Here is a 12,310-nt window from a genome sequence, read left to right on the forward strand (position 1 = left end):
CATTTTGTTGAATCAGAAATTTTCTCACAACTTCAAAATGAAATAACGATCATGTTTATGATTTAACTTCAATAAAACTTATTACTATTGATAACTTAATATTATCATCTATATTTCTCATATGCTAGTTTGACATCTTTCCTTTACAGAATTTTAAAATTCTCACCAGTCTAATTTAGTTTATAGACAAAAAAGACAACCTATAGAGAAGTGATTCCTACATAGTAAGGACATACAACTTCAACAGATTGTCTCTCTTTTATATTCAATTATAACGGCGTTTGATATCGATTTTACGTTGTTTAAGACGTTTATCATCTTGTTTGATTTGTTTAGCGGTAATTAATAAAAGTCCCATCGCAATACTTAAACTAATCATGGCTGAACCACCAAAACTAATAAATGGTAACGGGACACCTGTTAACGGAATCGTCGCAGAAATACCACCAATGTTTACAAATGTCTGACTTCCAATATAACTTGCGATACCGACACATACTAACTTATAGAAATGTGAAGGTGTTTTATTCGCTAATTGGAACGCACGATATACAATGAAATATTCTAAAATAATAACGATTAATCCACCTACAAGACCTAATTCCTCACAGATAACTGCGAAAATAAAATCGGTATGTGGTTCAGGGAGATACCCTAGTTTCATTATACTGTTGCCAAGTCCACGTCCGAATAAGCCTCCATTACCTATTGCCATTAAAGAGTTGGAAATATGATAACCCGTACCAGATTCCTGACCAAATGGATTAGTTAACGTGCTAAAACGCGCCTCTAAGTAACTTGGAACCATGTGTAAAATCAACATAAAGGTGGCGATGATAACAAAGCCTATAAATACTAATATTCCCCATTTCAACATGTTCTGTACACCGATGCCAGAATAGAAAATGATAGAGAAAAATATAATCAGTATTAACATTGTTTGTCCGACGTCTTTTTGGAAAAGTACAAGTACCAGACATGTTACTACAAATAGAATTGGACCTAAGATTAACTTGATGTTTTGTCTCACTGCCGGCATTTTCTTTTCAATCATAAAAGGTATGTAAAGAATAATGGCAATTTTAAGTAACTCTGATGCTTGTAGGTTCATAAATCCTAAATTAATCCAACTTTTAGAACCATTGATATTTTTACCAATAACTAATGTTAAAAGTAAAAGTAGGAATATACCAATCATCATTCCCTTTTGAACATTAGGTTTCTTCAGGATTTTCACATTCATGATGAATGCCATAAAGAATACGATGGCGAAACTCATAATGACGTACAGTAGCTGTCTATTATAAAAGTACGTTCCAGAAACGGCTACACCACCGGTTAAGGTACCTTTAGTCGCAGCGACCATACTTGCACTATAAACCATTACTAATCCAATCAAACAAAGGACTACATATGTAACCAACAATGGATAATCGATAAATTTAGAAGTTTTTCCAATATACCGCATTATATTTTTAAAATTATTCATATACTAGATCATCCAATTCTAAATTTTTAAAGTTAATCACTTCGTTGACTTAGTAAATTTATCTTCACTTTTTAAAAAGCTGTCTTACCTATTATATACTTGAATCCTTAGAATTAACAAATATTATTAGGTTAAGTGCGCATTTATTTTAAAAACAATTAAACAAAAATGACTGAGTAAGATATCGAATTAGATACCATCTCAGTCACTGATACGATAACGTATATGTACAATGGATGTTTATACGTGGTCGCGATTATATATTGAATCAACGCAATTATTTCGACACTTTAAATAAGTGCGTTATGTTATCTATGATAAATAAAACATTAAACGTTTGTGAAAGCTTCATGTAATTTAGAAAGTTCTTTTTCCAGTCTTAACATTAATTGCTTACCATCTTCTTTATCAACTAAACCAAGTTGAACAGCAAAATCAACCTCTTTTTGAAGGCCAAACATTTGTGTATCTAGCACTTCTTCATAAAGCGGACAAGAAGGTAAAGTTAAGTTATCCATTTGAACTTTAATAAGATGTAAAATTCTATCCGCATCTTTATTCAACTGGTCATATGCCGCATTATTTAATTTCGATTGGTTAGCCATGACATATTCCCCCTATCATTTCAATTAATATCTTCACATTAGAAGTTTATCTTAATAGATATTAAAAAGCAAGTGAATTTGAATTAAGTCGGTATGAATTTATGTTAAAATAATTGAAGATAAAAAATTAGGGAGTGGGCATATATGATTCAAATTAAAGGCGCAGTCAAGTTCCCTATCTCATTAGATAGTACAACTTGGATTTTTGATGACAGAAAGGTAAGTATCGACGATTTAGAACGTGGGGTATTCGACGGTACTCGTCCAGTTAAGTTTGAAGATAACACTGAATGGAATCGAGCAATTCTAGAAGGACAAACAAATCCGCCTACGCTTGATTCTGAAATTAAATATAAAAAACGTTCAGTTCTAGAAGGTACTTTTGTGATTAATATGACTCCATTTTTCAAAAATGCTGAACCACATCAACAAGCAAAAGCGATTAAATTATATAATGAAGAGCATTCTATTGAAGTACCAATGGATTTATTACCTTATTTATTCTTCCAATTCGCAAAAGATGGCAAACGTTTATACAGCGATAACGCAGTAGATAGCTTTGTTTACATTCCTGAAGAAGGGTATACATATGAATTTAAATATGTAACTCATATTGAGGTGATTTAATGTGTTAGAAGTTCAATGTATCATTTGTGAAACTAAAGTATTCATAGATGAGAATACTTTGGAAGCTAAACGTCTAAGAAATAACCCTATTCGCACTTTTATGTGTGATGATTGTAAGAGTCGTTTAGACACGCCTAAGCAACGCCAACCACAAGTGATCAATGAGAATCCTCAAAAGCAAGATAGTCACTCACAAAATAATAATGAATCGTAACTAATAAAAAGGTGCGACTCAAGTCATTTTAAAGCTTGAGTCGCACCTTTTCTATATCTTATTGATCTTCTTGCATCATTTGTTTAACACGTTTTGCTTCTTTTTCACGTGCAGATTTATTTAAGATTTTCTTTCTTAATCTAATACTTTCTGGTGTTACCTCTACTAACTCATCGTCATTGATAAATTGTAGCGCTTCTTCTAGCGTTAAAATTCTAGGACGATTCATTGTTTGTGTTTGGTCTTTCGTTGCTGAACGTACGTTAGTTTGATGTTTCGCTTTAGTGATATTAACTGTTAAGTCATTTTCACGATTATGCTCACCAACAATCATACCTTCATAAACTTCTGTACCTGGTTCCATAAAGTTTACACCACGGTCTTCTAAGTTAATAATTGCATATGATGTTGCTTGTCCTTGGTCCATTGAAATCAAGGCACCATTACGACGTCCACCAATTTGAGCTTTAACACGAGGTCTGAACTCTTCGAAAGTATGGTTGATAATACCATAACCACGTGTCATAGACATGAATTCAGTTGTATAACCAATCATACCACGCGCTGGAACCATGAAGATTAAACGAGTTAGACCATTATCTGTTGTCAACATGTCTAACATTTCACCTTTACGTGCACCTAATGATTCGATGACTGCACCGGCATTTTCTGAAGGAACCTCACATTGTACACGTTCAAATGGTTCACTTAATACGCCATCAATTTCTCGTAAGATAACTTGAGGTTTAGAAACTTGTAATTCGAAACCTTCACGTCTCATGTTTTCAATTAAGATTGATAAATGTAATTCACCACGTCCAGCTACAACCCATGCATCTGGTTGGTCTGTTGGTGTAACCTTTAATGAAACGTCTGTTTCAAGTTGTTGTTCTAATCTTTCTTGAATTTGGCGTGCAGTAACGTAGTCACCTTCACGACCAGCGAATGGTGAGTTATTAACCCGGAAAGTCATTTCAAGTGTTGGTTCATCAATACGTAATACAGGTAACGCTTCTTGATGATCATGTGGTGTAACTGTTTCACCCACGTTAATGTCTTCCATTCCTGATACAGCAATCAAGTCACCTGCTTGTGCTTCTTCAATTTCTTCACGTTTTAATCCGAAATAACCAAAGATTTTAGTTACACGGAAGTTCTTAATAGACCCATCTAATTTAATTAATGAGACATTATCACCAACACGCATTTTACCTCTGAATACACGGCCAATACCAATACGGCCAACGTAGTCATTATAGTCTAATAATGCAACTTGGAATTGTAATGGCTCATCATGATTGTCAACAGGTGCAGGTACGTAATCAATAATTGTTTCATAAAGAGATTGCATGTTTTCATCTTGTTTATCTGACTCAAGACTTGCTGTACCATTTACTGCTGATGCATAAACAACTGGGAAGTCTAATTGTTCATCATTTGCTTCTAATTCGATAAATAAGTCTAATACTTCATCTACTACACCTTCTGGTCGTGCAGCAGGTTTATCAATTTTATTTACAACTACTACAGGTTTTAAGTTTTGCTCTAATGCTTTTTTAAGCACAAAGCGTGTTTGAGGCATTGTACCTTCATAAGCATCGACAACAAGCACAACACCGTCTACCATTTTCATGATACGTTCAACTTCCCCACCGAAATCGGCGTGTCCAGGTGTATCTAATATATTAATACGTGTGCCCTTATAATCAATCGCCGTATTTTTAGCAAGAATCGTAATACCACGTTCTCTTTCTAAATCGTTTGAATCCATTGCACGTTCGTCGACATGTTCATTCTCTCTGAAAATACCAGACTGTTTAAGCAACTCATCTACTAAAGTTGTTTTACCATGGTCAACGTGCGCAATAATCGCTATATTACGAACATCTTCTCTTAAATTAGTCATTTTATAAATTTCCTTTCTTGAGTAAACTCCCACTTTTAATTACAACTGTTTTATTATATCATATATTAGTGAAAAGATAAGTAAAAGGTGGGGTATGGGATGCAACAAAAAAAATCAAAAGGCATCTTCTGGGTGTTCTCTATTTTAGCAGTCGTTTTCTTAACTTTATTTAGCTTTGCAGTAGGCGCTGCAAATGTTCCAATGATGATTTTAACATTTATACTACTCATTGCAACATTTGGCGTTGGCTTCACAGTTAAAAAGAAATACCGTGAAAATAATTGGCTATAAAGAAATCATCTGATTAATTTATTTTGAATCATGTTACAAACTGGCTAGACCATTAATATAAGCATAATAGCTCCTAAAATGAAGGATAGTCACTTTCATTTTAGGAGCTCATTTTATTTCAAGATTTCATTTATCATTTTCAAAACAAAACGTTGTGTCTTGTCGTCTTTTCCATTATTTTCTACCAAATCGCTTTTCATGATGCGACGCGATGGTCTCTTTAAACTCACTTAAATATTGATTTAATATTTGGTCATGTAATTGTTTATTTGCCATTACTATAGAATTAGGTCGATTCATTTCCAATGGGTCACCTAATAAGTTTGTACCTATTCCTCCAACTTCATTCAAAATCATCAAACCACCGGCATAGTCCCATGGTTGCAATCTTGGAGTGAGATATGCAGCGAGTTGTCCTTTAGCCACACTTATAATTTCGAGTGCAGCACTTCCATAAGCACGTGCACTTCTTGCATCATTTACAATTGGCATAAATATCTTGCCCATAATCGGTTTGGTTAACCAATTAGGATTGATTCCAATGATACTTGTTTTAAGTTCAGTATCTTCTAGAGGCTTAAGTAGATGAGTATTTTCATAGGCACCTTCTCCAACCTTTGTATGATACAGAACATCCTTCATGACATCGTAAACAAAACCAGCATAAGGTTCCCCATTATAATAAATCCCAATTGAAATAGCGAAATTTTCTTGTTGATGTACAAAGTTAAGCGTTCCATCAATTGGATCAATGACCCAAATGACACCATTCGTATCCGTTAATTCATGTCCATGCCCTTCTTCCCCTATCACACGGTGGTCTGGATAATTATGGTGTATTGTTTCATAAAGGAAATTTTCAGTAGCTTTATCTACATTTGTAACTAAATCATTAGGATTAGACTTCGTTTCAATATCCAAGTCTTCTTTCATCCAATGTCTTACTTTATTCCCAGCCTCTAATATTATACCTTTAGCAAAATCGTATAGTGCCATCGTATCATCTCCTATTACTTAACATTATACATGATGTTTTCTCGAAAATTATATTAATACATATTGATATACCTTAATTGTAAAATTTGAAACCCTCATAAGTAAGGTTCTAACTTTAGATAATAGGTAAATACTTATGCTACAATAACGGTAATCAATACATGAGGAGGCATAAAATGACTAAATATACATTTGCGCCAAAAGATTTTAAAGCATTTGATGTTGATGGTTTAGAGAATAGAATGGAAGCACTGAATGAGCATGTTAGACCACAGTTAAATCAATTAGGAGACTATTTCGCTGATTATTTCAGTTCACAAACAGGTGAAGAGTTCTATCCTCACGTAGCGAAACATGCACGTCGAAGCGTGAACCCACCTGTAGATACTTGGGTCGCATTCGCACCTAATAAACGTGGTTATAAGATGTTACCTCATTTCCAAATTGGATTATTTAGAGATCAACTATTTATTATGTTCGGTGTCATGCATGAGGCTAAAAATAAAGCCGAACAAATGAAAATCTTTAAAAAGCATTTTGATAAAATCAAAGCATTACCTAACGACTATAGCTTATGTTTAGATCACATGAAACCAGAAAAAACACTTATTAAAGAGATGAGTGAAGATGATCTTAAAAAAGCAATTGATCGCGCGATTAACGTGAAAAAAGGTGAATTTTTCGTAGCACGAGCAATTGAACCTTCTGATAAAAGATTGAAAAGCGACAAAGCTTTCTTACAATTCGTAGAAGAAACATTTGATCAGTTCTTAAAATTTTATCAATAAAATAATTTTGATTTATAAAGTTTGAGTAGTATTTAATACAATGCTATTCAAGCTTTTTTAATGTGATGCAACATTTTTAGGTTGACCTAACTTTTTGTTTAGGTTAATATATTTTCATAAGATTTTAGAGGTGAGTTTATTGAGTATAAAAGACAACAATTATGAACAACATCAAAGCTTAGATGAAATCAATAATACTATTCATTTTGATCATAAAGGTAGTGCAAGTCAGAAATTTCTAGCATTTCTCGGACCTGGATTATTAGTAGCTGTGGGTTACATGGATCCAGGAAACTGGATTACATCTATGCAAGGTGGCGCGCAATACGGTTATACCTTGCTATTCGTGATTTTAATCTCAAGTTTGGCAGCGATGTTATTACAAAGTATGACGGTAAGATTAGGAATAGCAACTGGTAAAGACCTTGCACAAATGACACGTCATTTTTTAAGTAAACCCATTGCGATAGTTTTCTGGATTATTGCAGAGTTAGCAATCATTGCCACTGATATCGCCGAAGTGATTGGGAGTGCGATTGCTTTAGATTTAATTTTCGGCATTCCACTAATCGTTGGTGCATTAATCACAGTATTCGATGTATTTCTATTACTATTTATTATGCGTTTTGGTTTCAGAAAGATCGAAGCCATTGTAGGTACTTTAATATTTACAGTTCTGGCAATATTCGTGTTTGAAGTGTTTATTTCTTCACCACATTTAACTGATATTCTAAATGGATTTGTTCCACATAAAGAAATTGTGACAAACCAAGGCATACTATATATCGCTTTAGGTATTATTGGGGCTACAATCATGCCACATAATTTATATTTACATTCATCTATCGTGCAATCACGTAAGTATAATCGTCATGATAATCAAGAAAAAGCACAAGCTATTAAGTACGCAACAATTGATTCAAATCTTCAATTATCTATTGCATTTGTAGTCAATTGTTTATTACTAACACTAGGTGCTGCCCTCTTTTTCGGAACTAAAACTAACGATTTAGGTGGATTCTATGATTTATATCATGCGTTGAAAACTGAACCGGCATTAGGTGCAGCAATGGGTGGTGTGATGAGCACACTATTTGCAGTTGCCCTATTAGCATCAGGACAGAACTCAACGATTACTGGAACGTTAGCAGGACAAATCGTTATGGAAGGATTCTTAAGATTATCCATTCCTAACTGGATGCGTCGTCTAATCACACGTTCGCTTGCAGTCATACCAGTTATTATTTGTTTAATCATTTTCAGAGGTAATGCTGAAAAAATAGAACAATTACTAGTGTTTTCACAAGTATTCTTAAGTATAGCGTTACCTTTTTCATTAATACCGCTTCAATTGGCTACAAGTAATAAGAAATTAATGGGACCATTTATTAATAAGATGTGGGTTAACATTATTTCATGGACGCTGATTGTAATACTAAGTGGATTAAATATCTATTTAATTATTCAAACGTTTCAAGAGTTATAAAAAAAGATGGCATACGCCATCTTTTTTTATGTCCAATCAACTAATATATATAAGGGTCATCTTTTTTACGATCCTTAAGTTCTTTTTCTGGGTCCCACTCATCTTGGCGAGTATGATTCTGGTTTAAATTATCATTGTTTGCTAGATTACGACGCTCATTTGAATTCTGCGTACCATTCGTATTGTTAAAGTAACTTTGATGACGACTATCTTTTTTAGAAAATAGCAATACAGCTACAATAATCCATAAAATCATAGCAATAAGATTCATAGTAACAATTCCTGTAATCGCTGCTGCTATAAATAAACAACCTGCTAAATTTTTACGTCCTTTGATAATTAACGCCCCTACAACACCAAGCAAAGTAGAAAAGGCTAAAAAGCCAATTGAAATAATCATAGATGCAAATAAAATATCAGGAGTAACATTTTGTTCGCTTCCATAGAATTGTTTGAGTATATCGTTATATTGTTGTTGATTCTCACTACTTTTCATAACAATGAGTGACATCCCTGTTAATAATAAGTACATGATACTTAGCCCATTCGCTACCCATGCTAAAATGATTTCTGTTTTTCTGTTCATAATTCTATGCACCACCTCAAATAATCTTCTTATCTTAATCATACTAAAATTTAAGTTGTATCGCGAATGCATACAAAAAAGGCTGGGGTAATAAATTGATTATGCCCCAGCCTAACAATGATTAATATTATTTATTTTCACTATTGTCATCTTGTTCAGTTGTGTTCTCTTTTGTACCTTCATCATCATGATTACCATGGAACATTTGACGTCGCTCTTCATAATTCATTCGACGTTGATTAACAGCACTTGGTTGATTTTTTCTTTTTTCTTTCATGCGTTTATTATAAGCTTTTTTCTTTTCTTTTTTCTTCGCACGAATTTCAGCTTTTTCTCTCTTCCGCTGTGCCTTAAGTTCTTTAGGATCAACTTGAGGTTCTATTGGTTCCTGATAATTATTGTAGCCATCGTCATAGCCATAACTATAATCATCATTATCCTGATAGTTATTCTCTTGCATTTGATCTTCGCGATTCGCTTTTTTAGATTTCTTGTTATATTTTGCCTGTCTAGACATCACTTCAGGTTCTTCCTCAGTATTCTGACTAGAAGCATATTCACTTTCTACAGCACGTTTAGGAAATTGTGAATATTTATCATCTGTTTCCTCATACTGTTCTCTATTAGCGTAGTCATGATCTAAATGATTATCATATGGCTGTTCATATTGTTGCGCTTCAAATGCTTCTTTTTGTCGACGTTCTTTTCTAAGTTGTCTTCTTGTATTTCTATTTTCCTTTTCGTCTCGTGGTTGTTCATATTCATCGTAATAACCTTGATGATAGTCCTCTTCATAATAATCATCTCGAGGTCTAGAATGAGGTTCGTGATGATCATAATATTCACGTTCATCATAGTATGGTTGACCATAATCATCGTTATAATATGCGGGCACTGTCTCAACTTTATTCCTTCTAGCAAACATCATAATTGCGATGATAAAGAATAAAATTGGAATAATTAAAGTGACCACTAAAAATACTAAAGGAATCGTAACTACTGCTGCCAATAGAAATAAGAAACCTGAAAGAATTCTAATATTCATTGATATTAATGCTAAAAAAGAAATTAATAGACAAACGATAAAGTAAACAATAATCGCCCATACACCATTTTGTAACCAAATGACAAATTGAGTTGTACTTAAATCATTGTTTCCTAAAATTTGTTGTATCAGTTCATTGTTATTTAATGAACTTTCTAAATTAGCTATTGACGTATCATTACTAAATGATACGAGTGCAATAAACATAGTTATAATCGTCAATATGAGTAAGAATACCCAACTAAACCAACCTAAAACTTTTTCAGTTAGCCGACTGACTGGACGCTTAATTTGTGTGTATTGCTCTCCTGACATCCGCTACAACTCCTTACTTTACTATCAAATCATTATATAGGATAAACGAATAAATAACTACCATTTATCTCTACATTATTTCAGAGACATTTTGAAATTTAAAAAACTTTCATTATAATCTCCAAGCGTTTTTTGTCCTAAATCTTTATATACCTCTAAGCGATTCTGTTCTTTCTTTGTAGGATAAAATCTATCATCATCTCTAACATCTTTAGGCAATTGATTTCTTGCTGCTTTGTTAGGTGTTGCATAGCCTACCCATTCCGTATTCTGTTTATTATTTTTCGCATCTAATAAGAAGTTCATAAATTTATATGCACCTTCTTTATTTTGTGCTGTTTTAGGGATAACCATGTTATCAAACCAAAGATTAGAACCTTCTTTAGGTATCACGTAATCAAATTTGTCATTATCTTGTACTAAAGGTGCTGCTACGCCACTCCAAACAACGGCAATATTACCTTCGTTTTGTTGAAGCATCATCGTAATTTCATCACCTACGACACCTCGCACTTGTGGCGCTAATTTTTTTAAATCTTTTTCCGCTTCTTTAATATGGGAAGGGTTGTTATCATTTAAACTATATCCTAGTTTATTCAGACCCATGCCCATGATTTCCCTAGCACCGTCCACTAATAAAATATCATTTTTATATTTAGATTGATACAAATCACTCCAACTATTAAAGTTTGCGTGAGGATATTTTTCCTTATTATATAGGATACCCACTGTACCAAAGAAATATGGTAAAGAATATTTATTATGTGGATCATATGACATATTCGTATAATCTGAATCAAGATTTTTCATATTAGGAATTTTTTTATGATCCAAGGGTACTAACAAATTTGAACGTTTTAATTTTTGGACCGTATACTCACTTGGGAATGCGACGTCATAATGTGTACCACCATTACGAATCTTAGTTTTTATTGCTTCATTTTAATCAAATGTTTCATAAACCACTTGTATACCAGTCTCTTTTTCAAACTTTTTAATTAAACTAGGATCGATATATTCACCCCAATTATAAACATAAATCTTTTCATGTGTTGGGGTGTTCTCCTTTGATTTAAACCAATGACTTACAACTAAACATAATACGCCAATGACTATTGCAGAAATGATGAGTTGTAAAAATCGTTTCATTCATTTACACCCCGCTTCACCATCTTTTGTCGTTTAACGAAGTGTTGAATAGCATAATATCCTATTATACCTATTAATATAGCTACAAATAAAATTGTAGAAATAGCGTTTATCTCCATACTTATACCTTTTCTAGCCATCGCGTAAACTTCTACAGATAAAACACTAAAGCCATTTCCTGTTACGAAAAAGCTTACTGTAAAGTCATCTAATGAATAAGTTAATGCCATGAAAAATCCACCAATAATGGAAGGCATAATATTAGGGATAATAACACTACTTAACAATTGCGATTCATTAGCACCTAAATCTCTAGCAGCATTCAGCATATTATCGTTCATCTCGTATAGTTGCGGTAGCACGATAATCACCACGATCGGGATACAAAATGCTATATGTGATGCTAAAACTGTAGAAAATCCTAAACCTAAGCCTGTAAAATGTCCAATTGCTGTAAACATAATTAAAAATGAAGCACCAATAACAACATCTGATGACACCATCAGTACATTATTCAAAGTCAGTAAAGTAACTTTAAATTTCTTGTTACGTAAATAGTATAAAGCAATCGCACCAAAGGTACCGATGACTGTTGAGATTGAGGCAGCTAACAATGCAATGGCAATCGTATTAAATATCACAGACATTAATCGGTCATCTTGGAAAAGCGTTTGATAATGTGCTAACGTGAAATGCTCAAAATGAATCATATTTCCAGCTGAATTAAAAGAATATACCATTAAAAATAGAATAGGTATATATAAGATTGCGATAAGTATTCCTATGTACAACTTTCCATACCACTTCACGTCA

12 protein-coding genes and 1 pseudogene are annotated in these 12,310 nt (G+C 33.2%); 5 read left to right on the forward strand and 8 right to left on the reverse strand.

The genetic code is table 11. The features are described from left to right. Window positions 1-265 precede the first annotated feature (265 nt). Both ftsW and HMPREF3264_RS08100 read right to left on the reverse strand, forming a co-directional pair. Window positions 266-1,489: a cell division peptidoglycan polymerase FtsW gene (ftsW, locus tag HMPREF3264_RS08095; protein WP_002442184.1), complete on the reverse strand. Its 1,224-nt coding sequence runs from the start codon at window positions 1,487-1,489 to the stop codon at window positions 266-268. Window positions 1,490-1,818: 329 nt separating this feature from the next. Continuing rightward, window positions 1,819-2,094 carry an Fpa/YlaN family protein gene (locus HMPREF3264_RS08100; protein ID WP_002435383.1) on the reverse strand — a complete coding sequence of 92 codons (276 nt, stop codon included), beginning with the start codon at window positions 2,092-2,094 and terminating at the stop codon, window positions 1,819-1,821. Window positions 2,095-2,238: 144 nt separating this feature from the next. On the opposite strand from HMPREF3264_RS08100, the gene HMPREF3264_RS08105 reads away from it, so the two are divergent. Together HMPREF3264_RS08105 and HMPREF3264_RS08110 are read left to right on the forward strand one after the other, a co-directional pair. Next, complete coding sequence (locus tag HMPREF3264_RS08105) at window positions 2,239-2,721, forward strand: hypothetical protein (RefSeq protein WP_070872910.1); 483 nt, start codon at window positions 2,239-2,241, stop codon at window positions 2,719-2,721. 1 nt (window position 2,722) lies between these two features. Further along, the gene (locus HMPREF3264_RS08110; protein WP_002442179.1) at window positions 2,723-2,935 is read left to right on the forward strand and encodes a YlaI family protein; all 213 of its coding nucleotides are present in this window, start codon (window positions 2,723-2,725) and stop codon (window positions 2,933-2,935) included. Between the two features lie 58 nt (window positions 2,936-2,993). Here the strand turns inward: HMPREF3264_RS08110 and typA are convergent, their stop codons facing one another. Continuing rightward, window positions 2,994-4,841 (reverse strand): translational GTPase TypA, encoded by a 1,848-nt coding sequence (gene typA, locus HMPREF3264_RS08115; RefSeq protein WP_037541334.1) that lies wholly within the window; start codon window positions 4,839-4,841, stop codon window positions 2,994-2,996. A 99-nt stretch (window positions 4,842-4,940) separates the two neighbouring features. Here typA and HMPREF3264_RS08120 point away from each other — a divergent pair, with 99 nt between their 5' ends. Further along, the gene (locus HMPREF3264_RS08120; protein WP_002442175.1) at window positions 4,941-5,132 is read left to right on the forward strand and encodes a DUF5325 family protein; all 192 of its coding nucleotides are present in this window, start codon (window positions 4,941-4,943) and stop codon (window positions 5,130-5,132) included. Between the two features lie 174 nt (window positions 5,133-5,306). Here the strand turns inward: HMPREF3264_RS08120 and HMPREF3264_RS08125 are convergent, their stop codons facing one another. Then, entirely contained in the window at window positions 5,307-6,128 is an 822-nt protein-coding gene (locus HMPREF3264_RS08125; RefSeq protein WP_002442173.1) for an inositol monophosphatase family protein, read from the reverse strand. A 176-nt stretch (window positions 6,129-6,304) separates the two neighbouring features. Between HMPREF3264_RS08125 and HMPREF3264_RS08130 the strand changes: the two genes are divergently transcribed. Continuing rightward, a complete protein-coding gene (locus HMPREF3264_RS08130) occupies window positions 6,305-6,916 on the forward strand; it encodes a YktB family protein (protein ID WP_070872913.1) in 612 nt (203 codons plus the stop codon). A 139-nt stretch (window positions 6,917-7,055) separates the two neighbouring features. Further along, window positions 7,056-8,402: an Nramp family divalent metal transporter gene (locus tag HMPREF3264_RS08135; protein WP_070872915.1), complete on the forward strand. Its 1,347-nt coding sequence runs from the start codon at window positions 7,056-7,058 to the stop codon at window positions 8,400-8,402. A gap of 40 nt (window positions 8,403-8,442) precedes the next feature. Here the strand turns inward: HMPREF3264_RS08135 and HMPREF3264_RS08140 are convergent, their stop codons facing one another. From HMPREF3264_RS08140 to HMPREF3264_RS08155, 4 genes and pseudogenes are all read right to left on the reverse strand, one after another. After that, window positions 8,443-8,988 carry a DUF4064 domain-containing protein gene (locus tag HMPREF3264_RS08140; protein ID WP_070831841.1) on the reverse strand — a complete coding sequence of 182 codons (546 nt, stop codon included), beginning with the start codon at window positions 8,986-8,988 and terminating at the stop codon, window positions 8,443-8,445. Between the two features lie 127 nt (window positions 8,989-9,115). Then, window positions 9,116-10,348 (reverse strand): lipoteichoic acid stability factor AuxB, encoded by a 1,233-nt coding sequence (auxB, locus tag HMPREF3264_RS08145; protein ID WP_070872917.1) that lies wholly within the window; start codon window positions 10,346-10,348, stop codon window positions 9,116-9,118. A 75-nt stretch (window positions 10,349-10,423) separates the two neighbouring features. Then, window positions 10,424-11,497 (reverse strand): annotated as a pseudogene (locus tag HMPREF3264_RS08150) (PotD/PotF family extracellular solute-binding protein). Then, on the reverse strand, window positions 11,494-12,306 hold the full coding sequence (locus HMPREF3264_RS08155) for an ABC transporter permease (RefSeq protein WP_070872919.1): 813 nt from the start codon (window positions 12,304-12,306) through the stop codon (window positions 11,494-11,496). The pseudogene HMPREF3264_RS08150 and the gene HMPREF3264_RS08155 overlap by 4 nt, the downstream one beginning before the upstream one ends. Window positions 12,307-12,310: the final 4 nt, after the last annotated feature.

It is taken from the genome of Staphylococcus sp. HMSC62A08 (assembly GCF_001839105.1).
Taxonomy (GTDB): Bacteria; Bacillota; Bacilli; order Staphylococcales; family Staphylococcaceae; genus Staphylococcus; species Staphylococcus caprae.